Source organism: Pusillimonas sp. (assembly GCF_035515275.1).
GTDB lineage: Bacteria > Pseudomonadota > Gammaproteobacteria > Burkholderiales > Burkholderiaceae_B > Pusillimonas.
Window position 1 is genome coordinate 1 of sequence record NZ_DATJBQ010000070.1, and the last position, 24,843, is coordinate 24,843.

Genomic DNA, 24,843 nt, shown 5'->3' on the forward strand with positions numbered 1-24,843 from the left:
GCGTAAGCGGTGCATCTTTACGCATGACAACCTTTACGTCAGGGTGTTTGGCCAGCACAGAGTCAAAGCCGGCTGCAGTGTTGATGAAGGTTGCGGCCCCTGCCGGGCCGGTGATCATGGTGATTTCACCCGTGCCGTCGATGGTCTTCATGATCCACTCGGCAATGTCTGCCCCCACTTTCTTTTCATCCATGGATACAAAGGCCGACTGATGCGGAGAATCGGCATGGCGCGCGACCGAGATAACCGGTATACCCGCCTTGGCCGCCGTTTCGTATCCGCTGCGCACTGCCACGGCGTCAATGGGCGAAACCAATATACCGTCTACTTTTTGAGCGGCCAAGTCTTGCAGCCCGCTTACTTGTTGTGCCACGACCTCGTTGGCGGTAACTATGACAATCTTGGCGCCGACCTCTTTGGCTCGTTCTTCGATGCCGCGCTTCATGGCAATGTAGAACGGGTTGACGTCCGAAGCCAGGGACACGCCGATAACCGGCTGTATCTTTTGTTCTGCAGCAAAACTGGGCAAGGCGGCGGTTGCGATCAATGCAGAAGAAATAAGGGTGGTAAACATTTTCATTGCGAATCTCCGGTGGTGGTGCTGCAAGAATTTACTTATGTTTGTCCCGCATCTGGTCGGCCGCGGCAGCCAGAATAATCACCAGGCCCACCGCAACGCGCTGCCAGTAACTGTCAACGCCCATCAGGTTCAGGCTATTGGTAAGAATAGTCATGATCAGCACGCCGATCATCGATTTGTACAGCCTGCCTTCGCCCCCTTGCAGGGCGGCGCCCCCCAGAATGACGGCTGCAATGGCGCTCAGTTCATAAAACTCGCCCGCCGTTGGCTGGCCGGATTGCAGGCGGGCTGCCAACATCACGCCGGCGATAGCTGCAGTGAGTCCGCAAAGTGCGTAGGTGGTAATGGTTACGCGGTTAACCGGAACGCCCGAAAGAAACGCCGCCTCTTTGTTTCCGCCCACGGCGAAAATGCGCGTGCCAAAAGCCGTGCGATGCAGTATCCAAGCAAACACCAGAAACGCCGCCACGGCTGCAATGACCAAGTACGGAACTCCGTAAAGCCGTCCCGTCCCAAAGTTAACGTAAGCCGCAGGCAAGCCTTCTTCGCCCACAATGGGGGAGCCCTGTGTCATCAAAAGCACCACACCGCGCACCAGCACCATGGTGCCCAAGGTGGCAATAAAAGGGCTGACGCCAATTCGCGCCACGACATAACCGTTAAGCACCCCAACGGCAATACCGGAAAGCGTGCCGGCCAGCAGCCCGGCGGCGATGCCCGAGTGCAGCATGACTTCGGCGGCGATGCAGCCCGCCAGCGCCACCACCGAGCCCACTGACAGGTCGAAGCCTCCGCCAATAATCACGTAGGTCATTCCGATGGTAACTACTGCCAACACAGAGGCTTGCAGCAGGATGTTGGTGATGTTGGCCGACGAGATGAAGCGGTCGGACATCAATGCCGAGAAAATGCACAACACGAGCAACACCAGGGTCGGAATATGCCCCGTGATCGTTCTTGCCCACGAAACTGAAGAAGTGATGTTGAGCGGCGGCGCGATGGCGTTGGGCTTCATTATCCGATTCCTAACAAATTGCGCAGCGTCTTTTCACCAAATTCGTCGGCTTCGATGTCGCGGCGCATGCGTCCCACGTATTCCCCTTGTTTCATAGCTACCACTTCATCGCTCAAGGCAAGTAGTTCGGGCAGATCAGTAGACGACAAGAACACGGCTCCGTTTTGCGCAACAAAGTGGCTGATGTATTCGTGAATGAGTGTTTTAGCGGCAATATCGATACCATTGGTGGGTTCGTCCAGCAATAACAGCTCGAGGTGGCCGGTCAGCCACTTGGCGAAAACCACTTTTTGCTGATTGCCCCCCGAGAGCTGGCCGACCGGCATGTAGGGGTCGCGTGGTCGGATATCAAAGGTGTCCATAAGTGTGTGCACGACCGCATCAATGCGTGCTTCGTCTCGGCCAAAACGGGTGCTGAATGCAGATAGATTCGACAAGATGATGTTGTCGCGTATGGACATGGGCAGAACCAGCGCCTTGCCGCGTTCGCCTGGCACCAGCCCTATGCCCTGCTGAATGGCGCGGCGGGTTGCTTGTGCTGACATGGCTTTGTTACTGCGATCGGTCGAACCGAATATTTTGTGCAGCAGGGTAGTGGTGCCACTGCCAAGCAAACCGCTTAAGCCGATGACCTGGTGTTCGTGGCCGGCTACCTTAACGCCATGAATATCGAGGCTGGCCTTTTCTTTGCCGGGGGTGCGCAAGCCTGTGCTTGTTGATTGCAGATTGCGACCGGTCATGGCATGCACCAGCGTCTGATGCGGAAAAGGCGGCGAGCTGATGGTGGCTGCTACTTTACCGTCGCGCAAGATCACACAGGCATCGGCCAACTGTTCGATCTCTTCGAGCCGGTGCGAAATATAAATAATTGCCACGCCCTGCGACCTAAGGCGCCGTATCACTGAAAACAGGCGCTCGACTTCCTGGCGCTCAAGCGAGGCGGTGGGCTCGTCCAGGATCAGAATGCGGGCTTCGCGGCTAAGCGCGCGTGCAATGACAATGAGCTGTCGCGAGGCGAAGTCGAGCGTTCCGGCCAATTGGTCGGGGTCAAGGCTGATGCCCAGTTGGTTAAGAATATTGCTTGCGCTGCTCTTTAACGCGGCCCGGTCAAGTGCCGGCAGTATGCCTGCCAAGCGCCTTACAGGCAGCCGACCCAATAGAATGTTTTCGGCGACGGTTAGTTGGGGAACGACGCGTAGTTCTTGTGGCACCAGAATAATACCGGCCTCAATGGCTTCGGCCGGTGTGTTGAAGGCGATAGGCCGACCGTCGAGCAATATGGTTCCGCTGTCGGCTTTATAGATGCCCGCCAGTATTTTTATCAGGGTTGATTTCCCGGCGCCGTTTTCGCCCAACATGGCCAGTACCGAACCCCCTGTCGCTGTAATAGAGACGTCGTCCAGCGCTTTTGACCTTGAAAATTGCTTGCTGACATTTTTTATCTCCAGCTGCATGCGTCGTCTCCACCTTCAATAGCGAATGTCAGCCGTTATTGTTCGGGACGAGCCGGTGCAGTGCCAACAGGGAGTATCCCTGATAGGGTTTGTATCAGTGACCGAAAGCGGTCCGGTTTATTTACCCTTCGCCCGCTTGGTTACTTCCGGGTAAGCGGAAAGAATAATGCCGCACAGGGTGTCAATGTCGGTGTCCAGTGCCCTTTGCCCGTTACGCAGATGGTAATTTAGGGCATAACCGTCGAAAGCCATGACAAGCAAGGTCGAGATCGCTTGACGGTTTTGTGGCGTGGCCGACGGCAGGCAATGCGCCAGCATCTGATCAAGCGCCAGGTCGGTGGGCGCCCGCAAAAGGGTAGAGTATTTTTCTTGGCTGCTGCGATCAGACAATGCTTCGATCAGGGTGCCGCAAAACCCGTCGTCGGCTGCCGGCAGGGTTTTCCACATGGCCACCAGCAACTGGCGCAAGGCCTTTGCCGAAGACTTGCAGCTTAGAACCTGTGTTTTTACTTCGTCCAGCCGTTCTGTGAACCAGGCCCTATAGACCGAGACGAGAATGTCGAGCTTCGAGTCGAAATAGACGTAAATGTTGGCGGCCGAAATGTGCGCCGCCTTTGCTATTTGCGGCATGCGCGTACCGGAATAGCCTTGTGCTTTGAATAGTTCGTAAGCCGCCTGTGTAATTGCTTGTTCGACTTCAACTTTCTTGACTTGAACCAATGCGCTTCCCTTGTCGTGCCGAACCTTGGTAGAAGGCGGTTCGGGAAAACCATAATTCTACGCAGATTTCGAACTATCTATTATAAAACCGAACGTCGTTTGTTATTGAAGAAATGTCTTCTGACTTGTACGGCGTTAAGGAGACTACCCATGATTAATGCTGATGTGCGAACCCAAACGTTGAACCCGGCCAAGTTGCCGGCGCTTTTCACAAAGCAGTTCGAGCTGTGCAAGATCGGCCCCGACCAGACCATAGCCATCGTCAGCGACCTGGGTACCAGAACCGAATACATCGAGGCCGCGTTTGCCGCCGCCGACGCGCTGGGCGCCGATATTTACGAGATGAAGGTCAACATGATTCCCGGCTGGACGAAGGTGGGCGTGCCCACCATCGGAAAATGCAAGGGCACGCTCGAGGCCCTGAAGGCCTGCGACATGATTCTGATTTTTCATGTGCCATTGTTTGCTGCGTGGTTGCGAGAGGTGCAAAAGGCCGGGGTACGGGTGCAGATGATTATTGACGCGCCCGACGACCTGCACGCACTGCAGGCGCCGCCCGGCCTAAAAGAGGCTGTATTGCACGCGCATAAGGTATACGAGCAAACCAAGAAGGTGCACGTTACCAGCAAGGCCGGCACCGATCTTACCTACGACTGCGGCGAATACCCGGTAATGAGTCAGTACGGCTTCGCCGACGAGCCGGGCCGCTTCGACCACTGGGGTGTGGGGCTTATTCATACCTTTCCGAACGAGGGCAGTGCCACCGGCCGAGTAGTGGTTCAACCCGGCGACGTGGTCATTTTGCCTTACTGCCGCTATGTGCAAGACGAAATCCAGATCGAAGTGCGCAACGGTCATATCACGTCCATTGAGGGTGGCCTTGATGCCACCTTGATGCGCGAATGGCTGGCCGAAGGCAAAGAGCGCGACGACGACATGGATCCGTATGCGGTCTCACATCTTGGTTGGGGCTTGAACCCGCAATGCCGCTGGGATGCTCTGGCCTTGTACGGCACCACCCCCGAGCGCAGCCACGCCGCAGCGCGCTGCTTTCCAGGCAACTTCCTGTTCTCTACCGGCCCGAACAGCCAGGGGGGCGGCAAACGCACCACCCGCGGTCACTACGACTTGCCGATGCGTGACTGCTCTATTGATCTGGACGGCGTACGCGTTGTGGATGCGGGCCGTTTGATCGACCCAAAAATGATCGTGCCCCGTGAGCGTCGTTAGTTATGGATACCGCGCTTTATCCTGCCCAGGAGCCGTTCAACGAGAACATGGCGGCCTACCACCACAAACTCATAGAGCGGGCCAAGGGGCTTGAGCCGGTCGAAGTCAATTATGGCGAAGATCCCTACCAAAGCCTGGGTGTGTTTCCTGCTCAGCAGCCCGACGGTCGTGTCCTGTTGTATTTTCACGGAGGTGGCTGGACCAACGGTTATAAAGAGTGGATGTACTTTATGGCGCCCGCTTTCAACGCCTTGGGCATCACCTTTGTATCGGGCGGGTATCGTCTGGCCCCCAAGCATGTGTTTCCGACCGGGTTTCAAGATTGTGCGCGGGCGGTGGATTGGCTGGCGCACAATATCGCAAACTACGGCGGTGACCCTAAAAAACTGTTTGTTGGCGGGCATTCGGCCGGGGGGCACTACGCGGCGCTGCTGGCCGTAACCGACGAAGCCGTGCCGGGCATGCCTTGTGCCGCCAGGTTGCGGGGCGCTGCGCCGCTATCAGGTACTTACTACTTTGGTGAAAATGCGGGCCTAGCGGTTCGCCCGCGTTTCCTGGGCCCGCCCGAAGCAGGTGCAGAAAAACAAGCTTCGCCTCTATTTCAGGTGCGCGCCGGGTTGCCGCCCTTCTTCCTGGCTTGGGGGGTCGACGACTTTCCTCATCTTAAGCGTCAGGCGCTGGAAATGATGGCCGAATTGCAGGCGGCAAAAGTGCCCGTCGAATCACTGGAGTTGCCCGGTTGCAATCACTTCACGGCCAGCTACGCGGCCGGCGACGTCGGAGGCTTGTGGCCGACGGAATTTGATCGGTGGTCGGCAACGTTGTTGGTGGAGTGACCCAGCCGCCCTGCGCCTTGCCGTCGCGCAGGCATGCAATTTTCAGTACGATAGAACTACGAAAGCTCCTGCTATCCTTTGAGTTCGCGTCTGCGAAACCCGCAGGTTTCATCCATGCAACATCCAGCCAAAAAAATAGGCAGTACCAAAACTTTTTTGCGTCTGGGAACGTGCACCCACTTTCAGGCATCTAACAATCCCGTGAACGTAAGGCAAGGAGCCGCGCCATGGATAGTGCTACGGTTATGCTGAAAGAGGCCGGCGACGGCGATGAAGAGGCATTGGTTGTCGGCATTCTGAAGAAAGACGCCCATGCCTTTGAGACACTGATGCGACGTTATAACAGGCGCCTGTATCGAACGGCACGCAGCATTCTGAAGGACGATGCCGAAGCCGAAGACGCATTGCAGGAAGCCTACTGGAAAGCATACAAGGCGATGGACCGCTTTCAATTCGATGCGCGGCTTTCAACCTGGTTGACGCGCATTGTCATCAACGAATCCCTGAGTCGTTTGCGCCAGTCTCGTCGCAGAGGTGAGTTTCTTGAATCTTGCGAGGTCATGGCGATGGATAAATTAAACGTTAAAGCGGAAACCATCGCCGCGCGTGAGCAACGCCCGGACGCGATGACGTGGCGCACAGAAATTCGCACGCTTATCGAAGAGAAGCTCGACAACCTGCCCGATGCCTACCGGACCATATTCATGCTGCGGGCCGTTGAAGAAATGCCGGTGTCAGAAGTTGCCGCGGCGCTGGAGATTCCGGAAGCCACCGTACGCACCCGTTTTTTTCGTGCGCGTCGCCTGATGCGCGAGGCGCTGGTCGACGAGATTGACACGCACGCCGGCGAGGCGTTTTCGTTCGACGGTGCGCGCTGCGATCGTATCGTCGCAAACGTGCTGGCCCGTTTCGGGCGCTAACTCACTTCACTCAACCGTCTTCTCGTTCAAAATTCTGTCCACGGGCGGGAAGGATCGAAGAGCGATGTCGGGCGGCGGTTGGCCGCCCTGGTTCTGTTGCGGCGCGGGCGGTTCGGTGGCGTCCTTGCCGACAATAATGCGTCCCACCATGCCCGCGTGCTCATGGGGCAGGCAGTAATAGTCGTAGACTCCGGGCACGGTAAGCGTTACCGAAAAGCTTTCGCCCGGCAGCAGAAAACCCGAATCCCAAGGCTCGGCGTGTTCGGGAATGCGTCGCTGCTTGCCATATCGCTCGGGGTGATACGCTGTGGCCGTATGCGAGTTTCCTGCGTCATGATTGGTCCAGCGTATGGTCTGACCGGGCTGTATCAGCAAACCGGCGGGGCGAAACCATACATGGGCGCCGCCGGTGGTGCCTCCCATTGCAACCTCAATGATCTGGTCGGCGAAAGCGCGGCGCAGCTGCGTCAATCCAGCCACGCTGTCGATTACGACCAGCCCGCCGGTCAGCATGAAGCGGCGGCGCGACAAGCTCATTTTGCGACCCGCGCTTCGTCGCTCACCGGCACATGCCACATCACCACATGGATATGCGGCTCTGCCACGCCGGGGTGGCCCGCGTTGTACATCATATCGACATGATCAACTTGCCCACCGGGGGCAAGCAGGTCGTCGAGGTGCATTTGCGGCGTCATTTGGGCCAGGGGGATCATATATATAGTGCTGACCAGTTTCCCGTCGTGGTCATAAGCCAGAAACGGCCCCGCCGGGAGCGTTTTGGGGTCTACAAAAAGCTGGCCCATGCCGGGGATGAAAGAAGGCAGCTTGACCAGTGAGCTGACCTCTTTGTATGGTTCGGTCGGCGGTGCCTTGGCGACTGGAGACGGCGGGTGAGCATAGGCGCCAAAGACGGGCGCCAAGGCAAGGACTGTCGCGCCAAGAAAAAGAAGAGGTTTGTTCATGTGCAGATCTCCGGGAACAATGAGGGCACGCCACCCATGACGTGCTTGAATCGTTTAGATGCACGCCCCGAGCAAAGCGTTTCAACCCACGGCACGCCGGCCGCGCGCCCGTGGCGCCCAATCAAAAGGCAGCTAAGCCGTTCGGCTTAAGCTTTCGCTTTGCCACAGAGCACATAAAATACGCCAGGGTACCGCCGCTTAACGACTAAATAAGGATCAACAGTAATGCCAGTTATATGTGTTCTTGCCTTGTTGCTTGGGTTGCAGCTGGTGGGCGAATGGGTCGTGCGCCTGACTGGGATGCCGCTTCCGGGCGGGCTGATCGGGCTGCTGTTATTGCTGGGCGGCTTGGTGTGGCTCGGGCGCCTGCCGATTGCCCTGCGCCAAACAACTCACCATGTACTTCAGCACTTGATTCTTTTCTTCATACCGGCGGTTGCCGGGGTGATGTTGCACTTTGAGCTGTTGATGCACGAGTGGCTGCCTTTTGTTCTGGCATGTGTGGGTGGAACGGTTATTACCATTACCGCCACGGCATTGACGTTGTCGTGGATGCTCAAACGTCAACGCTCGGCGGCGCAAGCATGAATATGACCAACCTGGCGGTGTGGCAGCAAATGCAAGCCAACCCTCTGGTGTGGGTCACGCTCACACTATGTGTCTATATTCTTGCGCAAACCCTTTATCGCCGCTCGGGCAGTCATCCGGCTTTGCTGCCCATATTTACTTCTGTGGTGCTTATTGTCGGGGTGTTGCTGCTATCCGGCACGCCGTTTCCGGTTTACGAGCAGGGCACCAGTTTGTTGTTGTTCATGATCGGTCCGGCCACGGTGGCACTTGCCGTGCCGTTGTATTCACAGTTGCCACGTCTTAAGGCCTTGTGGAAACCGATTGCCGTAGCGCTGGTGGTCGGTTGCTTCACGGCGATTGTGTCAGCGGTGGCGATTGCCTGGGCGTTTGGCGCCTCGGCCGAAACGATGTTGTCGCTGGCGCCCAAATCGGCCACGCTGCCGATCGCCATCGAGGTGGCCGCGCTGACGGGGGGTATTCCGTCGCTCACCACCGTTGCAGTTGGCATTACCGGAATCACCGGCGCCATAATGACTGGGCCCATTTTGAAGCTTTTCAAGATGTCGGACCCGGTTATTCACGGTTTCACCAAGGGTTTGTCGGCCCATGCCATCGGCACCGCCAGGGCGCTTCAGGTAGGCGAGACCAATGGTGCATTCTCGGCATTGGGGCTGTGCCTCAACGGAATCGCAACGGCGCTTGCGACGCCCTTGGTGCTTCGACTGTTGGGTTTTTAGGTGCCCGTCCTGCTGCGTTCGAGCCTTTGGGCGGTCAAAAAAACAGCCTAACTGCCGCCCAGCCTGCGTTGGGTGGGCAGTATTTCAAAGCCCAGTTTTCGGTGCAGGTACCCCCAAAGCCCCTGCCGGAAGTATAAGGTCATGACAATGGCGATGATGCCGAGCCCCATCAGGTACCAGGTGCCGTAATCGCTGAAGAACTTGTTCAGGGCCCAGAAAACCAATGCTCCGATAATCGTCCCTTCGATTCTGCCAATACCGCCGATCATTACGATAAAAATCGCAAAAGCCGTCCAGTTCACGTTGAACGCCGCATCGGGGCTGATTCGCAGGCTGCTTACAAAGTAAAGCGCACCGGCCAGCCCACAGCCAAACGCGGCAACCACATACACGGCAAGCTTCATTCGAGCCACCGCGACGCCCTGGCTCTCAGCGGCTGTTTCGTTGTCCCGGATAGCAAGCAGGGCCAAGCCCTCTTTGCTGCGCAAGAACATATAGATGACGGCAATCGACACCACCACGCAGGCCAGGGCCACCCAGTATGTCGTACTTTCGCGTACCCACCGGTCCATGCCCCGCATGGCTGTCAGGCTGGTTCCGGACCCGCCGCCGACGGCGGGAATATTGGCGATGGTCAGACGCACGACTTCGGCAATGACCCAGGTTCCTATTGCAAAATAGCCGCCGTGCAGGCGAAAGGCCAATTGAGAGATGGGCAATGCAATAACCGCCGTGGCAAACGCCGCCAACGGAATCGCCAGGAAAGGGTTGATTCCAAGAAAGCTGGTGAGGCTTAACACGGCATAACCGCCCAAGCCGAAGAATGCCTGCTGACCCACTGAAACCATGCCGCCATAGCCCGCCAGCAAATTCCACATCATCGCGAAGATGAAGTAGCAGGCAATTTCAACGAATTCGCGCATCCAGGACGATTCGCCCCAAAAAGGCACGGTGGCGGCCATTAAACACAGCGCTACGCCAATGCCGAGGCTTACGCGGCTGCCCGTCGTACTGCGCGTTACATAAGTGCTCATTGCTTCAGCCTTCAGTCTTTGGTTTTCGGGAACAGGCCCGTCGGCCGAACGAGCAAAATGCCCAGAAACACGATGTGCCCCAACCATACACCCCATGCCGGATCCAGCTTGAACCCGATCTGCTGAGTCACGCCTAGCACCATGGCTCCGACGAAGGTGCCCCAGAACGAGCCCATTCCGCCAATAATGACGGCCTCGAATGCAAACAAAAGTAGCTGCGGGCCGTCGGTGGGCGAAACCGTTGTACGCAGGCTTTGAAAAAAACCCGCCAGAGCAATCAGGATAAACGCCAGGCCTGTGGCGATTGCGAAGACTTTCGGGGCATTCAGCCCCATAAGCTCGGCCACCTCTTTGTCGTCGGATACGGCGCGAAATGCCCTGCCCAAAGAGGTCTTGTCGAACAGCAACTGCATGCCCCAAGTGCAAAAAATAGCGGCCACGAAGATGATCAACGGCAGGGTACCGACCGCGAAGTGCGCGGCGAGATCAAGGCTTTGAATGTTCAGGCCGCCTGAATTCAAGGAGCGGGGGTCGGCCGAAAATAATTCCAGCAACCCGTTCTGGATGACAATGGCCAGACCAAAAGTGACCACCAGGGAAGGGAGCGGGTCGTTGTCCAGTGCCTTGTTCAAAATGCCCCGCTGAACCACGTACCCGGCTACGAACGCCAACGGAATCAAGACGGCGGCTGTCATCCAGATGTTCAGGCCGAATGTCGTTGATATCGCGATGGCTGCGAAGCCCCCCAGTACGATCAGGTCTCCTTGGGCAATGTTGGCTAGTCGCATTACGCCGAACATCAACGACAAGCCCAACGCGAAAAGACAGTACAACCCGCCTAGAAGCAATCCTTGCACAATGGTTTCAGTCATGATCAAACCCCAAAGTAAGCATGGCTGATTTGTTCCCGAGTCAGATCCCGGCTTGCCCCTTCCAGGGAAACCCGGCCTTCCTGGAAGCAGTAAATGCGCTCGGAAACCTTTTGCGCCACCATCACGTCTTGCTCGACGACAACCGCGCTCATGCCCTGGGCGACAATAAGCGGTAGCGCGTCATAGATTTCCTTGACGATGACCGGTGCCAGGCCCAGCGATATTTCGTCGCACAACAACACATCGGGGTTGCTCATCAGGGCGCGCCCTATCGCCACCATCTGCTGCTGACCACCCGAAAGAGAGGTAGACGACTGGTGCCTTTTGTCTTCCAGAATGGGAAACATTTTGTACAGCCTTTGCAAGTTCCACGGCCCGGGGCGGCGGGTGAAAGCGCCCATTAAAAGATTTTCTTCGACGCTGAGACTGGGAAACAAACGCCGGCCTTCGGGAACCAGCGCCAATCCCCGACGCACAATGTCCCCAGAGGGCAAACCGCCGATCTCTTCACCCTTGAAACGCACCGAAGCGGCCGGAACTTTGATCAGCCCGGTCAAGGCCTTCATGAATGTGCTCTTGCCAGCGCCGTTAGCGCCGATTACTGCCAGCAGTTCGCCTTCGCCAAGATGAAAATCGATGCCGAACAGCGCTTGCGCATCGCCATAGGCCGCTTTCAGATTGTGGGTTTCCAGGATAATGCGGCTCATGCGTCCAGCCCCATGTAAACGCGCCGCACTTCGGGGTTGCGCATCACTTCGCCGGGCTCCCCTTCGGCCAGCCTTGCCCCGAAGTTAATGACCAGCAAACGGTCGGCAATGGACATTAAGGCATGGACCACATGCTCGATCCAGATCATGGTCGTACCCTGCGCCTTGATCCGCCTTAACTCGTCAACCAGCTCAAGGGCCTCATGCTCGGTCAGGCCGCCGGCGATCTCGTCCAACAATAGCAGCTTCGGCTGCGTGGCCAATGCTCGGGCCAGTTCCAATCGCTTTCTATTCAGTAGTGTCAGGCTGGAGGCAGGTTTGTTTGCATGGACGCGCAATCCGGTCTGATCGAGCACTTGCGCGGCCAGATCCCATGCCTTGCGCTCGGTAAGACGAGCGCCAAAACACGCCGCCGTGACAAGGTTTTCAAAAACCGTCATATTGCCGAACGGCCGGGGCACCTGGTAGCTGCGGCCTATGCCTGCCCGGCACCGTTGATGCGGGCGCAGCTCTGAAATCTGTGTGCCATCGAAATGGATGGCCCCCGAATCCAGCGCCACATCGCCTGAGATCAGATTGAAAAGCGTCGTCTTGCCCGCCCCGTTCGGGCCCAGAATGCCCAGCACCTCGCCCCGGTTTACCGAGAACGAAATGTCGTGCGTCACTTTTAAGGCGCCATAGCTCTTGTTCACGTTTTCCAGCGAGAGCAAGGCCATGCCATGACCGACACTTGCCGGGGCAGGGGTGTGTGGGTGTTTTGTTTCTTGCTGCATGCATCCACTCTGGCGGGCGGCTGTTTTTCCGACCCGCCTGTTACGACGAAAGGCTTGCTTCTGATATTGCCCGGTCAGGCGTACTTGATGGGTTCGAGTTCGGCCTGTAGTGCGATATTGGGCGCAAGGCTGTTCTCGACGATGAGCAGATCCATTCCGTTGCCGTGTTTGCGCCATTGGCCCGAAACCAGCGGCGTTTTGCTGACGTTGGGCACCGGGCCTGTTCTGAAGTCGATCGGGCCAACAACGGTGTCCAGATGGGTGGTCGCGATGGCGTCACGGATGGCCTCGGGGCTTTTCCCGCCCGCGCGCTTAAGCGTGTCGATCGCGACTTCGAAAAGCGAATGCTTGAAACCAAGCGGCATGGTCCAGGGTTTACCCGTCGCTGCTGTATAACTGTCTGCGAGCTGGCGTGAGGTTTGGCCGGTGAGGCTTGAGTTGAAAGGGTGGGCGGGGCTCCACCATAATTCGACGGTCAGGCCTTCGGCGCGGTCGCCAAACGCCGCAATGGCGGCCGGAAACTCGGTTGCCTTGGCAACGCTTACGATTTTTGGACGAAACCCCTGTTGACCTGCCTGGTTCCAGAAATTGGCGAAATCGGGCGGGGGCAACACGCCGGTCACGATGTCGACATTGGCATCTCGAAATGCCGAAATGAACGATGAAAAGTCATTGATCGGGGTCTGGAAACGCCCGCGATCGACCGCCTGAAACCCTTTGGATGCCAAGACTGGCGGAAAGCCCATCTTCGCATCGCCCCATGCATTGCCGTCTTCGTCATTGGGCCATAAGGCGCCGACCTGCTTGCTGGTCGGAATTTTTGACCACAAGCCGGTGAACGTGCCGATTACGTCTTCAAGCCCCCAGAAAAAATGGTAGGTCCAGTCGAACCCTTTTTTCGGATCGCCTTGTCTGCCGAAAAAGTGTGGTTGCCAGGGCGTGTCGTTGGTAATGCACGGTACCCCGTTAAGCTCGCACTGGTCGGCAACGGGGTTGGTCGTGGCGGGCGTATTCGCGGCAACCACCAGATCGACCTTGTCGCGCAGGATCAGTTCTGCAGCGGCAGAGCTGGCGCGATTCGGGTTGGACTGGGAGTCTTTGTAGACGATCTCGACCGCATATTTTTTGCCGCCCGAAACGATGCCGCCCGCGACTGCTTTTTGCACCTGTTCAAGTGTGAATTTGTCGGGTTCGGCGAATACTGCCAAGGGCCCCGTAACCGGGCTGACAAAACCTATTTTGAAAACGTCTTTGCCTGCAGCGTGAACCCAAGGCGCCTTGAGTGTGGCGGCCGAGGCCCCTGCCGCGAGCACGCCCGCCTTGAGCACGCGACGGCGTGTCTGATCAACTGTCATTTTTTTGTCTCCAGAATTTTATATTCTTGTATTTGATATTCCTGATTTGAAACTTAAAACAGGAATGCTGGAGCAAGGCTACCTATGGGCTCTGGGGGCGTCCAATATTATTTTTGCCTGGACCTATACCTTTTCGGTATTAATCAACCTGAAGACGGCAGCGGCGCCCGCGGGTGGAGGCCGGCGCAAAGCGTTTGCCCACTACGCCTGGTAGTAGCCGATCGCCGTCTTTTTGGCCAGATCAATCACGCCTCGAAGCAAGGGCGATTCATTGCCTTTGGACCAACTGATCATGACAGGGGAAGTGAAGCTGGGTGCGTTAAAGGCAATCAGGTCGATGTCGTCTCGTTGCATGCACTGCACCGAGCCCGGTACAAGGGTAATACCCAACCCTGCAGCAACCAGTCCGATTGCCGTTTGCATTTCATTTGCCTCGAAGGAAACGGTCAGGCCATGACCGAATCGTTCAAACAGCCCCGTGATATGGTCGGCGTAGCTGGGCCTGGGCTTGGCCGGATACAACACAAACGGCTCACGTACGATGTCTTCTACCCCTAGGGCCGCCCGCTTGGACAATCTGTGATTTTTGGGCACAACCACAACCAGCGGCTCTTCGACCAACACCAGCCTTTCGATATCGGGGTCATCGAGCAGAATCCTTCCGAAGCCGATGTCAATATGACCCGCCTTCAGTGCTTTGAATTGCTGCAGCGTCGTCATTTCGCTCAGGCCGATCTCGACCTGCTCGTTCATGGCGTTTACGTTGCGTATCAATAAAGGCCCAAAGCCATACAGCATTGAAGGCACAAAACCAATACCGAACCATTGCTTGCGCTTTTCTGCGATGCGTCGGGTGGCGATGGCGATATCTTCCAGTCTGGCAGAGAACTGGCTGGTTTTATCGAAAAAAAACTTGCCCGCGTCGGTCAGGCGAATAGAGCGGCCCAGTCGTTCGAACAGCTCGGCCCCCAGTTCTTGCTCAAGTTGCTGGATCTGCCGGCTTAAGGGCGGCTGCGTGATATGAAGCCGCAAGGCGGCTTTTGTAAAGCTGAGCTCTTCGGCGACGCATTGAAAGTATTGGATTTGCCGCAATTCCATAAAGCCTGTGCCTCTTCAGTAAACCCAAGAGCCCTCTGAACAACATCGACGAGTTCGAGGTGCCACGTGACGGGATGGCCGAAACGTGCTCGGCAACCTGCATATCGTACTATCGGCCCGATGTTGACGCGGGCAGAATTAAAGACGATGATCGCGCCAAATCGCAGAACTGGGTAGGGCCGTCGGGCCACCACCGACAGCTGCTCGAGCAACGATGCGGGGAACGAAACCGATGCAATGGAACACAGCCGTGGCGAAAATGGCGGCCTGTCTTTTTCTGATTTTGGGTTTATTGGGTTGCGCCGCAGACCCCGCACCCTCGAATTACGAGTTCACGCTGGAAAAAGACACGCTCAAGATGCGCGATGGCGTGCATCTGGCCGTAACCTACTATCGCCCCACGGCCAAGACTCCCGGGGAAAGGTTTCCGGTCATTATTGAGATGGTGCCCTATCGCAAGGACGACTTCTTCGCGCTGGGCGATTACGCATACGGTTCATACTTTGCCAAGCGGGGCTATGTCGTTGCCCGCGTCGATGTGCGGGGCACCGGCGGCAGTCAGGGTCCGATCCCCGAAAGCGAATATTCGGCGGCTGAAATCGCCGATGCCGAAGAACTGATCGACCAGCTTTCAAAAATGGACTGGTCCAGTGGCAATGTGGGTATGTATGGCCTTTCGTGGAGCGCGTTCAATTCTTTGATGGTGGCCCACCGAAAGCCGCCTGCGCTCAAAGCCATTATTGCGGCACATGGGTCAACCGACCTTTTCTACAACGATGTTCACTACATCGACGGTGCCCTGCATATTGATTCGTACGCACATCAAATAGATACCGACAACTCAATGCCGCAAAGCCCCCACTATCGCATTGACGAAGCGTATTTCCAGAATCGCTTCGACAGGGAGCCCTGGTTGTTCACATGGCTGCGAGAGCAGCAAGACAGCGATTTCTGGCGCAGGGAGTCGCTCAAGTTCAAGACGCCGCTGGAAGTTCCGGTCTATTTGATCGGTGGTTTGCTCGACGGCTACCGTGATTTTGTTGTAGATGTCAGCGAGTCAGCTAAGGCGCCGGTCATGGCAGAGATCGGCCCGTGGAACCATGCATGGCCCGAGTATGGCGTTCCCGGCCCCAACTACGAATGGCGGCAGAAGGCCATTCGCTGGTGGGACTACTGGCTCAAAGGCGTCGATAACGGAATCCTGGACGAACCTCGTGGGATGGTGTTCATGCGTACCGGCCATGCTCCTGCCGCGGATCTGACCGAAGTTCCGGGTTATTGGCGCTGCGGCAATCAATGGCCCTGGGCTGACAGCACCCCCCGGCGCTTTTACCCTCAGGTCGCGCAACTGTTGGGCGATACCCCCTCGGCCCCCGGCCCGGTCCAAAATTTGCACTACGTTGCCGGCGCCGGAATGGCCGCCGGCGGGTGGTGGGGCGAACAAACCGAAGACATGGCGGCAGACGACGCCCACAGCCTGGTTTACGACTCTGCCTCATTGACCGATGCTTTGGAGATCATGGGCATGCCTCAGGTGCGCTTGCGGGTGGCCGCCGATGCGCCTTTCTACCAGTGGTCGGTTCGTCTGGAAGATGTGGCCCCGGATGGAAAAGTGTCCTTGGTCAGCGGCGCAATCATCAATCCTTCTCAGCGTGTTTCGCGGCTGCATCCTATAGCACTGGTGCCCGGGGAGCCCACTGCGCTCCAAGTACAGATTCATTTCACCACGTGGCGCTTCAAGCCGGGCCACCGTATTCGCCTGGCTGTCTCCAATGCGCAGTTTCCCATGATCTGGCCCAGCCCCACGAACGGCACCACCCAGCTTTTTTTGGGTGGCGACACCTGGATGGAGCTGCCCATGGTGCGTGTTGATAATGAAACCAGTCAGGCTTGCGTGCTGCCCGCGCCAGAGCCTAGCGACCTGGCGCCTTTTGGCGAAGAAACGGTAAAGGGCCCGACCTTCAAACCGGAACGCGATGAGCAGGCCGGTAAATCCACATTCACCACCACCAGCGAAGTTGACTGGACCATTGATCAGAACAAGTTCCGGTCTGCAGAGGTGTACCGGTGGAATGTCAATGACGCCTTCCCTGCCAACGCGCTCTATGAAGGCCGGCGTAAAAACGTCTTCACCATCGAAGGTCGGGAAATTACGCTTGAGACCCGAGCCCTCATCGAGTCCGATGTCGCGTATTTTCACGTGACCTTCACCAAAACCTTGTGGGAAGACGGACGCCTGCTCAGGGAAAAAACGTGGACTGACCGTATTCCACGGCGGTACCAGTAATAGCGTGCGCGCCAACAAAAAAGCCACCATACAGTAGGCGGATGTGCCGCTGTACGCAAGGCGCACTCGGGCTTACCGAAGCCCAGCGCAAGCAACAAGCCGTTCGAATGAGTGGCTTTCAACGATGCAGATTCCCTAATCGGCCAAGATGTAATAATATGCGTCAAAATGATTTAAATCATGCGGCCGTGGCGGCATATAAAAACCAATAAGGGGATTGCCAATGTTGAAGCATCGTTGTGGCCGCTGGGTCGGTTTCTTGACGCTTGCAGTATTGCTGGCGGGTTGTGCCGGCACGCGCAGTCTGGACCAGAAGTCGGCGACAGCCATGCTCGAGACGTCCGACTATCAGGCCTTTGCCGCTCAGTATCTCGACGCGAAAGGCAATCCCAAATACGACCCTGCCAGCTTGCTCGACTCGCTCGAGGCCGGCAAGGCATTCAACGATGCCGGTATGTGGGAGCTCAGTCAGCAGGCTTTCGAGGCGGCGGGCAAGCTGCTTAGCTGGAAGGAAGACACGGTCGACACGCCCGAAGAAGTGGCGAACCTGCTGGGCACCACGCTGACCAGCGACGCCTTTGGCGCCTACCAGGGCAAGATTCATCAGGGCTCGCTTGTTGACTACTATCAGGCCATCAACCACCTGATGCTGGGTCGCGAAGCCGACGCCCGGGTCGATTTCAACCGGCTGCAAGTGCGTCAGCGTAATGCGCAAACGCAATTGTCCGTTTACGCTAAAAGCATCGACAGTTCCGTGAAAGGGGGGCTGGACGATGAAGACAGTATCGGCGCCAAGCAGTCTTTGGGCGAGGTCGGCCCCAAGGTCGCCGACGGCATTAAAGATCTGCCCAGCGGCCTGAGCCAATCGAAGATACGCCTGGCGACGGGCGACGTACTGGGCGCGGTGTTCCGCTCGACCTCGTCGGCCACCGCCGACAAACGCTCGAACCTGAGCCGCGACATGCTCAGGCAGGCACGCGAAGCCAGTGCGACACGGGGCGGAAACGCCATGATCGCCTACTTGGAACGCGAACTGCGCAACAAGCGCGGCATGCTCAAGAACAAGGTCATCGTCATCTACGAAGACGGGGTCGGCCCCAGCTTCAACGAGTTTCGCATCGACCTGCCCCTGTTCCTGGTTACCGACAAGGTCACTTATACCGGCATTGCCTTGCCGCAGTTTGTTCCCGGCAAGCCCGCGTTCGGTAGCCTGAGCCTGGGCGAGGGTAAAACCGCCAGCCAAACGGCTACCCTTACCGATCTGAACGCACTGGCCGGTCTTGAGTTTGACGTGGCGTACAAGGGCATCGTCGCCAAAGCCGTGGTGTCCACCATTGTCAAGACAGCCGCGCAAGCGGTAATTAACGACCAGATCGATCAGCAGGCCAGCCCGCTATTCGGCACCCTGCTCAAGCTTGGCACCGGGGCCGCTCAGGCTGCGCTGACCCAGGCCGATACCCGCGCCTGGATCAATCTGCCCAATACCATTCAAATGGCGGTCATCGAGCGTCCTCGCGACGGCGTGCTCAACCTGTCGAGCCCTGATGGAAAGCCATTGGGCAAGCTGCCCATCAGTAAAGACGTCAACACCTTACTGTTGGTCAAGGCGTCAGGCGCGTCGGGCATGCCGGTCATTTATCAGCAAGAGCTTCCGGCCGAAACCCCGGTGCCGCCGCTGACGGTGCCCGCTGCGGTTACCGCCACACCCGAGGCCAAGAATGAAAAAGCATAACTGCCTCGCTGCAGCACTTCTGGTTCTGGGCGTTGGCTCTACGGCGCAGGCTCAGAGCCACGAGGCACCTCGCGTGCTGACCTGCGACACCACGATTGCGCCACAGTCTTTGCTGACGGTGCAAGACGAAGCCTCGAGCCAGGGCGCGCTGGTCGAGAACCCCGCGCTGGTCACCATGCACAACGGTATGAAAGCCGTGCAGTTCTCGGTGCGCCACGCACGCAACCTAGAACCTTTCCCCACCATACTCAAGGTTCGCTACACCGTTCACTGGACCGATGATTGCGGTCGCAGCCTGAAGGTCGGCAGTGATGCCGTCAACGGCATTGTTCTTGATCCACAACGACAGGAAATCGTGCAGTCGAACGCCCTGCGTCGTGATGCAACCCATGCCACCTTACGTATTTACGTCGTCGATTGACCCTTGTTGGAAGCCCTCTCATGAAAAAAATCGCTATTACGGCCTTGATGGTCGCCACCTTGGCCGGATGCCAGACCATGCCGGTCAGCTCCAGCAACCCCAATGCCGACCTGAGCCGCACCGGCCAACCAGGCATGGTGGCTTTCGGCCTGCAGAGCGTCGACTTCGAATACGCCGCCAATCAGGCCGTGCAAGAGTTCATGACTTCTCCGTTCGCAAGCCAAAAGCCAAAACGGGGGCGCTGGGTCGTACAGATGGGTGAGGTCATCAACGACACCACCTATCGCATCGATACCGCCAGCATGACCTCCAGAATGAAGCGCGCCATGACGCAGTCGGGCGAGTTCATTTTTACGGGCGCGACTGGCCGCGAGCGCACTGATTTTGTCGCCGACTCGCGCCAGTTGGGTAAATCCAAAATGTTCGACAAGTCGACTGTCGCCCGCAACGGAACGGTGGTGGCGCCGGATCTTGAAATGTCAGGCACCATCCGTCAGCGTACTGTGGTGGGTGCCGACCAGCGTCAGCAGCAGCTGGAATATGAGTTCGATTTCCGGGTGGTCGAGCGCGATACCGGTCTCGAGATCTTCCAGGCCTTTGTTCCCATTGAAAAACTGGGCTCCAACAAAAGCTTCGCATGGTGAGCCGCAACATGCGTAAATCTATTCTCTGGTTGGCGCTGTCGGCGGCGATTGCTCTTAATCCGGCCCAGGCCCAACCCGCTGACGTGCTTGCGGTCACGCCCGGCACTCCTGAAGCGATGGTCGACGCGGCCACGTCGGCTTCTGGGAATGCCGTTGCCGAAACGTTCAATGACTGGGTTTCCAAATTCGAGCAGCAGTTTCAGCCCATGGGCGTAGCCGCCGAGGGCCGCAGTTTTTTTTCCGGTCAGGCGGCGGTAAAGGGCAGTGCGCAGGACGCGGCCTTTGGCAAGCAACTGGCCATGGCTTACGAGCAGGCCATGTTCGACATGCGGGCCGATTTCGTTTTGCAGCACTATGGTCGCCTCAAGGCACAAGCCATTCGCAGTCTGTATGACGACAGTTCCAGCAACCGCGATGAGTTCCCCGAAGCCGAACTTGAGTCGGCAGCGAAAAGCGGCGGGAGCCGGCTTGAATCCTTGCTGGATAAGGCCTTGACCGTGGTCGAGAAGAAGCTGGACAGCACGCTGATCGAGCAGGGGGTTCCGGCTGACGAGATTCAACGTATCTCGGTGGACCAGAAAAAAACCCTCTATAAAGACAATCTGCACAAGTCCATTGTCAAGCGGGCCTTCCACAGCATGCAGGGCCTGGTCCCCGTGCAAACCCGCATCTTCACCGAAGACAGCGGGAACGGAAAAGCGGTGGTGGTGGGTGTTATAGCCGTGCGCTCGGAAAAAACCCAGCAGTTTGCCCGAGACATCAGCCGCAAGCGGCCGTCTCTGGTTACCGGAAGCCCTCGCGCACTGAACGATTTGCTGCCGGCCGACAACAGCGGCTACCTGGACGAAATCGGCCTGCGCTTCATGTACGACGAGCAGGGCCGCCCCATGTTGTTGTCGTACGGTCGCACCTCGGTAGCCATTGCCCCCGACTGGTCGCCTTCGCGGGCGTTCCAGGCCAGGCAGAACGCTCAGCAGCAAGCGCAGGCGCTGGCTGAAAGCGGCATCGTCGAGTTCATGAACACCAGCATACAGGTCGAAGAATCCAACGAAGTTGGCAGCGTCGAAGAAGAGCAGCTCGAGCGCATCACGCAGTTTGACTCGGGCAAGAAAGGCGACGTTCAAGATACGCGCAGCCAGGTTGCCGAGGCCATCAGCATCTTCGCCAAATCCGGAAGGGCGACTGCCCAGGGCGATTTGCGCGGCACTTCGGTGGTCAAGCGCTGGGAGGCAAAAGATGAAAACGGCGTACAGCACGTCGGTTCAGTGGTCACCTGGACCTACAGCCAATTGCACAATGCCAACGCCATCGACGCTCAGGGCAAGAACCAGCAATCGGTAAAGGCTATGGGCGCCCCGGGCCCTGGCGTCGACCAGTCGCGCTCGTCGCGCATGGTCAATGATCGCAGCGATTTCTAAGGGCCTGCCATGAAACCATTGCTCACCGCCGCCTTTTTGGCCCTGTGCCTGTGCTTGGGCATGGCCGGTTCACCGCCGGCCTTGGCACAAGTTACTGAAGCCAGCCTCACCGCCGAGGGCACGGGCCTGACCCGTGACGAAGCCATTCAGTCGGCGCTGGTCAATGCCGCCGGCCAGGCCTTTGGGGTCGACTTAAGCGCGGCCACGCAATCGCTCAGTACTGCCACTGACGTTCATGCCGATGACGAATCGCATTCGTTGATGGTGTCCTCGCTGAACAAAAACGTTCAGCAGGTGTTGCGCACACCGGGCAATGCCCCCATTCTGGGCTACACGGTTGACCATGCCATGGCGCTACCCGACGCCGGGTGGGAGGCCACCGTCACCCTGCGATACGCCCATTTCGAACGCATGGGTGCCGACACCGATCGGCGTAGCATTGTTGTCGTGGGCAACCACCGGCAATATGGCCGGATGCTACGAGAAACAGTGGGCGAATCCTTGGTTGGTACAAGGCGCTTTGACGTGCTCAACCGCGCCAACAACCAGTTCTTCGAGGACGAGAAAGAGTTCATCCTGAGCAGCGATGCGGCCACCGCCGAGATGGCGCGGCTTTCGCAAGCCGGCGGCGCCGATTATCTGGTCATTGTCGACCTTCCCAGTCTGGGAATCAGCAACAACAACCGCGAGACCATTCGCATGACCGGCGAAGTGCTGGTCAAGAGCTCGGTCAGCGGTACGCTGCGATTGCAGATAGTAGAGTTTGCGTCGCGCAAGGTGAAATGGTCGGGTACGCAGAAGTTCGGCGGCACTTATCCGGATGTGGCCAGCATCGGCGCGGGCACACTGACGCGCCTGATCAACGACGCCTCCAACATCCTGATTGAAAAAATGGTGGCCGGCATCTACCCGATACGGGTGGTGAAGGTGATGGGCGACACTGCCATTGTCAATCGAGGCGAGGGCGGTGTCGTAGCGGGTGAAACCTATGCCGTCTTCCTGGAAGGCGAAGAGCTTATCGACCCCCAGAGCGGCGAGTCGTTGGGTTCGATGGAAGTGGAGGTGGGCCTTGGCAGGATTACCGACGTCAAGCCCAAGTTCTCGTTCCTGAAGATGGCCACGGGTACGCTCGAGGCCAACGCCAGCTACATCGTGCGCAAATCCACCAAAAAGCCGGCTGCCGCCCCCGGCAGCAGGCGTCCCGCATCGGCTGCCCCACGCAAGCCCGCTGAGCCTTCTCGCAAAGATGCTTTTCTAAATAATTAAGGGGCCTGGCCTAACGACCTGGACGTGCTTCGCCGCCCCGCTAAATTTCTTCCAGCACGGTCTGCAGCTCGCCTTCTTCAAACGAGAGTGTGAAATGCTTGAGCGCCGCAGTTTCATCATCGCGAATGGTCAGCTGCAGGCAGCTTCCGCACAGCGCTGCGCTTTCCAGATGCGCTGCTTCGTTCCCCCACCAGGCGCTTCCGGTTACGACCTGATATTTTTGTTTCAGCTCGACGTAATACAAAGTGCCGTCCAGGCCTTCCCACTCCCAGGCGCCCTCGACCTGGGCCGGCACTATCCATTTGTAAATGTTCACGCCGCTTAGGTGAAGCCGTTCGTCGGCTTCCCAGTCGCCCATGTCGAACGTCTGTGAAACGATGCGCGTGCCAGGGCGCAGCTGACGGAGCAATTGGGGCCGCAGCCTGACATTGACGGCATCAAGCAGGTATAGCGTAACGACGGTTGCCTCGCTGAAGTCGGCTTTGAAGATGTCTTCTTCAATGAAATCGACCATGAACTCAACACGAGAGTCTCCGGCATATTCCATGGCGTCCGCAATGCGCACGGTATCCATTTCTATACCGACGCTGCGTGCGTTGTAATCTCGGGCGGCCGCCACGACAATGCGGCCATCGCCCGAACCCAGGTCATAGAGCACGTCGTCGGCCTTGAGCTCGGCCAGGTTCAACATGGCTTCAACTACCCGATCATCGGTCGGGACGAAAGGCACATCCAGGAACTTGTCCGGCTCGGGCGAATAGTTGTCAAAATCGTCGATCAGGTCGCGAAACAATGGCAATACCCTACACCAGCTCGGCGCGCTGGGCGTGCAGCGCCTCGAAGATCGGTGTATCGCTGAAGCGGAAGAGATCCAGCGAGGCCTGGCCGGCATCGGCCTGGGCCTGGAAGCTGGTCCACGAGGGCACAACGAACATGTCGCCCTGACGCACTTGCCACTGGCGTTCGCCGACCGTTACGGTTCCCTGGCCGTCAAAGACCTGAAACACCGAAGATCCGACCTCGCGTCGCGCCAGCGTGCCGGCGCCGCCGCGAATGCGGTGCATTTCGGTGCGCAGGGTGGGCAGCACGTCGCGGCCATTGGTGGGGTTGGTATAGCGCACGGCCGCATGGCCCGGGCTTACCGTGCCCGCATAGCCTTCGTCTTCCAGGGCCAGCTGTTCGCTCAGCGCGCGGTCGGTGTCGACCCAGCGGTAGGCCAGCAGCGGCGAGGAGGGCGTTGACTCGAGTTGCGAGACCGGCCGCAGGCCGGGGTGGCCCCATAACCGCTCAGAGCGCGAGAACTCGGGCGAGATGCGCTCGGCGGGGGGAAGTTCGTCCCGGCCGAATTCGAAGAACGCCGATTCGGAGTAGTGGGCAAAGGGAATGTCCAGACCGTCGATCCACGCCATGGGCTTGTCGGCTGAGTTGTGATGCGCGTGCCAGTTCCAGCCGCCCTGGGGTAGAAAGTCGCCGCGCGACATGCGGATCGAGTCGCCGTTCACGACTGTCCACACCCCTTCACCCTCGACCACAAAGCGGAAGGCGTGTTGGGTGTGGCGGTGTTCAGGGGCGTCTTCGCCGGGCATCAGGTACTGAATGGCGGCCCACAAAGTTGGCGTGGCGTAGGGACGCCCGCCTAATGACGGGTTGGCCAGCGCAATGGCGCGGCGTTCGCCGCCTCGGCCAACCGGCACGATGCGCCCGGCCTCGTCGGCCAGCTTTACCAGCCGGTCCCAGCGCCAGAGGTGCGGGGTGGCCTTGCTGTTGGGCTCGCGCGGCATCAGCCCGCCGATCTCTGTCCAAAGTGGGACCAGCAGCTCTTGTTCAAAACCGCGATACAGCTCTTCCAGTGCGGGCGTGGGCTCGGGCTGGCCGGGTGCGGCCACGGCAGACAGGCGCACGGGAGAAGGAACGGTGTCTATCACATTCATGATGGTCTCTTGTGGTGGGTTGTGATGCGATGCAGTGAATCCAGGGCCGCGTTCTGCAGGCCCCTTGATGCACCCCTTACTCATACTAAAAGTATACAAGCTGCAACGGGTGTCTACCATCGACTGCTTGCGGCTGGGGTTGCGCAAGCCGGTGGCCCGGGCGATGCATCAGCGTGTTTCTATCGATCGCACGCCCCGCAAGCTTCTGGCCGGCAGCCCAACATCTTTGTGCCGGGCAGGTTGAGTACAATCCAACACTTATCGTGACTTTTACCAACAGT

General features: G+C 58.1%; 25 protein-coding genes. 11 read left to right on the forward strand and 14 right to left on the reverse strand.

The window, feature by feature from the left end; genetic code table 11:
• From VL003_RS05255 to VL003_RS05270, 4 genes are all read right to left on the reverse strand, one after another.
• Positions 1–580: substrate-binding domain-containing protein (locus tag VL003_RS05255; RefSeq protein WP_325440284.1), on the reverse strand; the 580-nt coding region annotated here is incomplete at its 3' end.
• Positions 581–611: 31 nt separating this feature from the next.
• Positions 612–1,595, reverse strand: coding sequence for an ABC transporter permease (locus tag VL003_RS05260; RefSeq protein ID WP_325440286.1), 984 nt, complete (start codon positions 1,593–1,595; stop codon positions 612–614).
• The gene (locus VL003_RS05265; RefSeq protein WP_325440288.1) at positions 1,595–3,049 is read right to left on the reverse strand and encodes a sugar ABC transporter ATP-binding protein; all 1,455 of its coding nucleotides are present in this window, start codon (positions 3,047–3,049) and stop codon (positions 1,595–1,597) included. Before VL003_RS05265 ends, VL003_RS05260 begins: the two co-directional genes overlap by 1 nt.
• 117 nt (positions 3,050–3,166) lie before the next feature.
• Positions 3,167–3,769: a TetR/AcrR family transcriptional regulator gene (locus VL003_RS05270; protein WP_325440290.1), complete on the reverse strand. Its 603-nt coding sequence runs from the start codon at positions 3,767–3,769 to the stop codon at positions 3,167–3,169.
• A 150-nt stretch (positions 3,770–3,919) separates the two neighbouring features.
• Between VL003_RS05270 and VL003_RS05275 the strand changes: the two genes are divergently transcribed.
• From VL003_RS05275 to VL003_RS05285, 3 genes are all read left to right on the forward strand, one after another.
• A complete protein-coding gene (locus VL003_RS05275; RefSeq protein WP_325440292.1) occupies positions 3,920–4,999 on the forward strand; it encodes a 2,5-dihydroxypyridine 5,6-dioxygenase NicX family protein in 1,080 nt (359 codons plus the stop codon).
• A 2-nt stretch (positions 5,000–5,001) separates the two neighbouring features.
• The gene (locus tag VL003_RS05280) at positions 5,002–5,835 is read left to right on the forward strand and encodes an alpha/beta hydrolase (RefSeq protein WP_325440294.1); all 834 of its coding nucleotides are present in this window, start codon (positions 5,002–5,004) and stop codon (positions 5,833–5,835) included.
• A 227-nt stretch (positions 5,836–6,062) separates the two neighbouring features.
• A complete protein-coding gene (locus tag VL003_RS05285; protein WP_325440296.1) occupies positions 6,063–6,755 on the forward strand; it encodes an RNA polymerase sigma factor in 693 nt (230 codons plus the stop codon).
• Between the two features lie 6 nt (positions 6,756–6,761).
• Here VL003_RS05285 and VL003_RS05290 read toward each other — a convergent pair whose 3' ends face one another.
• Entirely contained in the window at positions 6,762–7,292 is a 531-nt protein-coding gene (locus tag VL003_RS05290) for a plastocyanin/azurin family copper-binding protein (RefSeq protein WP_325440298.1), read from the reverse strand.
• A complete protein-coding gene (locus tag VL003_RS05295) occupies positions 7,289–7,717 on the reverse strand; it encodes a DUF5602 domain-containing protein (protein WP_325440300.1) in 429 nt (142 codons plus the stop codon). Before VL003_RS05295 ends, VL003_RS05290 begins: the two co-directional genes overlap by 4 nt.
• Positions 7,718–7,942: 225 nt before the next feature.
• Between VL003_RS05295 and VL003_RS05300 the strand changes: the two genes are divergently transcribed.
• Positions 7,943–8,305 (forward strand): CidA/LrgA family protein, encoded by a 363-nt coding sequence (locus tag VL003_RS05300; protein WP_325440302.1) that lies wholly within the window; start codon positions 7,943–7,945, stop codon positions 8,303–8,305.
• Positions 8,302–9,024, forward strand: coding sequence for an LrgB family protein (locus VL003_RS05305; RefSeq protein ID WP_325440304.1), 723 nt, complete (start codon positions 8,302–8,304; stop codon positions 9,022–9,024). Before VL003_RS05300 ends, VL003_RS05305 begins: the two co-directional genes overlap by 4 nt.
• Before the next feature lie 47 nt (positions 9,025–9,071).
• On the opposite strand, the gene VL003_RS05310 is transcribed toward VL003_RS05305, so the two are convergent.
• From VL003_RS05310 to VL003_RS05335, 6 genes are all read right to left on the reverse strand, one after another.
• A complete protein-coding gene (locus tag VL003_RS05310) occupies positions 9,072–10,058 on the reverse strand; it encodes a branched-chain amino acid ABC transporter permease (protein ID WP_325440306.1) in 987 nt (328 codons plus the stop codon).
• Positions 10,059–10,069: 11 nt separating this feature from the next.
• Entirely contained in the window at positions 10,070–10,930 is an 861-nt protein-coding gene (locus tag VL003_RS05315; RefSeq protein ID WP_325440308.1) for a branched-chain amino acid ABC transporter permease, read from the reverse strand.
• Between the two features lie 2 nt (positions 10,931–10,932).
• Positions 10,933–11,637, reverse strand: a complete 705-nt coding sequence (locus tag VL003_RS05320) for an ABC transporter ATP-binding protein (RefSeq protein ID WP_325440310.1) — start codon at positions 11,635–11,637, stop codon at positions 10,933–10,935.
• Positions 11,634–12,410 carry an ABC transporter ATP-binding protein gene (locus tag VL003_RS05325; RefSeq protein WP_325440312.1) on the reverse strand — a complete coding sequence of 259 codons (777 nt, stop codon included), beginning with the start codon at positions 12,408–12,410 and terminating at the stop codon, positions 11,634–11,636. Before VL003_RS05325 ends, VL003_RS05320 begins: the two co-directional genes overlap by 4 nt.
• 74 nt (positions 12,411–12,484) lie before the next feature.
• Positions 12,485–13,765, reverse strand: a complete 1,281-nt coding sequence (locus VL003_RS05330; protein ID WP_325440314.1) for an ABC transporter substrate-binding protein — start codon at positions 13,763–13,765, stop codon at positions 12,485–12,487.
• 201 nt (positions 13,766–13,966) lie between these two features.
• Entirely contained in the window at positions 13,967–14,863 is an 897-nt protein-coding gene (locus tag VL003_RS05335) for a LysR family transcriptional regulator (protein ID WP_325440316.1), read from the reverse strand.
• 232 nt (positions 14,864–15,095) lie between these two features.
• Between VL003_RS05335 and VL003_RS05340 the strand changes: the two genes are divergently transcribed.
• The 6 genes from VL003_RS05340 (at position 15,096) to VL003_RS05365 (ending at position 22,631) form a co-directional block, all read left to right on the forward strand.
• Complete coding sequence (locus tag VL003_RS05340) at positions 15,096–17,150, forward strand: CocE/NonD family hydrolase (protein WP_325440318.1); 2,055 nt, start codon at positions 15,096–15,098, stop codon at positions 17,148–17,150.
• Positions 17,151–17,373: 223 nt separating this feature from the next.
• Positions 17,374–18,882 carry a COG3014 family protein gene (locus VL003_RS05345; RefSeq protein ID WP_325440320.1) on the forward strand — a complete coding sequence of 503 codons (1,509 nt, stop codon included), beginning with the start codon at positions 17,374–17,376 and terminating at the stop codon, positions 18,880–18,882.
• The gene (locus VL003_RS05350) at positions 18,869–19,303 is read left to right on the forward strand and encodes a hypothetical protein (RefSeq protein WP_325440322.1); all 435 of its coding nucleotides are present in this window, start codon (positions 18,869–18,871) and stop codon (positions 19,301–19,303) included. Before VL003_RS05345 ends, VL003_RS05350 begins: the two co-directional genes overlap by 14 nt.
• Before the next feature lie 20 nt (positions 19,304–19,323).
• Positions 19,324–19,947 carry a penicillin-binding protein activator LpoB gene (locus VL003_RS05355; RefSeq protein WP_325440324.1) on the forward strand — a complete coding sequence of 208 codons (624 nt, stop codon included), beginning with the start codon at positions 19,324–19,326 and terminating at the stop codon, positions 19,945–19,947.
• Positions 19,948–19,955: 8 nt separating this feature from the next.
• Positions 19,956–21,365 carry a DUF6844 domain-containing protein gene (locus VL003_RS05360; RefSeq protein WP_325440326.1) on the forward strand — a complete coding sequence of 470 codons (1,410 nt, stop codon included), beginning with the start codon at positions 19,956–19,958 and terminating at the stop codon, positions 21,363–21,365.
• A 9-nt stretch (positions 21,366–21,374) separates the two neighbouring features.
• Positions 21,375–22,631, forward strand: a complete 1,257-nt coding sequence (locus VL003_RS05365; RefSeq protein WP_325440328.1) for a hypothetical protein — start codon at positions 21,375–21,377, stop codon at positions 22,629–22,631.
• A gap of 40 nt (positions 22,632–22,671) precedes the next feature.
• On the opposite strand, the gene VL003_RS05370 is transcribed toward VL003_RS05365, so the two are convergent.
• Positions 22,672–23,430: an SAM-dependent methyltransferase gene (locus tag VL003_RS05370; protein ID WP_325440330.1), complete on the reverse strand. Its 759-nt coding sequence runs from the start codon at positions 23,428–23,430 to the stop codon at positions 22,672–22,674.
• A 4-nt stretch (positions 23,431–23,434) separates the two neighbouring features.
• On the reverse strand, positions 23,435–24,562 hold the full coding sequence (locus VL003_RS05375; RefSeq protein ID WP_325440332.1) for a cupin domain-containing protein: 1,128 nt from the start codon (positions 24,560–24,562) through the stop codon (positions 23,435–23,437).
• Positions 24,563–24,843 lie beyond the last annotated feature (281 nt).